Consider the following 1230-nt stretch of genomic DNA (forward strand, 5'->3'; position numbering starts at 1 on the left):
TGGACTTGTAACGGTTTTGCGCCGGTCACTTGAGAGCATATTGCTCGTTCAAGGAGACCGACGAGATGATCAAGCATGGTGAAGAGTTTAAGCGGGAGGCGGTGCGCATTGCGCTGACCAGTGGGTTGCCGCGCGAGCGGGTTGCGTCAGATTTGGGGATCGGCAAATCGACGCTGAACAAATGGGTGTCGCATTATCGTCCTTCTGACCTTGTGGCAGCGCCGCAGGCAGATCTAGCTCGAGAGAATGAGCGGCTTCGCCTTGAGAACCGTGTGCTCCGGGAGGAGAGGGAGGTACTAAAAAAGGCAACTCAGTTCTTCGCGAGCCAAAGGCCGTGAGGTTCGCCTTTGTGCACAGTTGGCGGCACCGCTGGCCGGTAGAGCTGATGTGCCGTGTCCTGCAGGTGAGCGAGCGCGGCTATCGTTCCTGGCGTTCGCGCCCGATCAGCCATCGGGAGCGGACGGACATGAAAGTGCTGGCGCATATCCGGGAGCAGTATAGCTTGAGCCTTGGCAGTTACGGTCGTCCGAGAATGGCGATGGAGTTGAAAGAGGCCGGCCTTGATGTCGGCGAGCGCCGGGTTGGCCGCCTTATGCGGATCAACGGGATCAAGCCCGTTCGCACGCGCAAGCACAAGGTCACGACGGACAGCCATCATCGTCTGGGTGTTGCGGCAAACTGGCTGGACGGCAACTTTGCCGCCGATATGCCCAACCGCAAATGGGCTGGCGACATCACCTATGTCTGGACACAGGAGGGCTGGCTCTATCTTGCTGTCATCCTCGATCTGCACAGTCGTCGTGTTGTTGGCTGGGCGGTCAGCGACAGGATGAAAAAGGATCTGGCGATCCGGGCGCTGGATATGGCGGTGCGCCTTACGGCAGCCGCCCGAGGGCTGCATTTTTCATTCCGATCGCGGCAGCCAATATTGCTCTTATGATTATCAGAAGAAGCTACAGGCCTATGGCCTGCGTCCATCGATGAGTGGCAAGGGCAATTGCTACGACAACTCTGCGGTCGAGACCTTCTTCAAATCCCTGAAGGCAGAAATGATCTGGCGGCGGCGATGGCCAACCCGGCGGCAGGCAGAAGCTGCCATCTTCCAGTACATCAACGGCTTCTATAATTCCCGGCGTCGCCACTCATATCTGGGTGGCATCAGCCCGCTCGCCTTTGAGGCCAAGGTGGCATAATGAGATAGGTGACCGGCGCAAAACCGTTACAAGTCCA

The 1230-nt window shown here is 58.2% G+C and carries 1 pseudogene; it reads left to right on the forward strand.

The annotated features are described in order from the left end of the window. Positions 1 to 65: 65 nt before the first annotated feature. Positions 66 to 1193: pseudogene (locus KY084_RS16205) on the forward strand (IS3 family transposase). Positions 1194 to 1230 lie beyond the last annotated feature (37 nt).

It is taken from the genome of Stakelama flava (assembly GCF_019351405.1).
Taxonomy (GTDB): Bacteria; Pseudomonadota; Alphaproteobacteria; order Sphingomonadales; family Sphingomonadaceae; genus Sphingomonas; species Sphingomonas flava_A.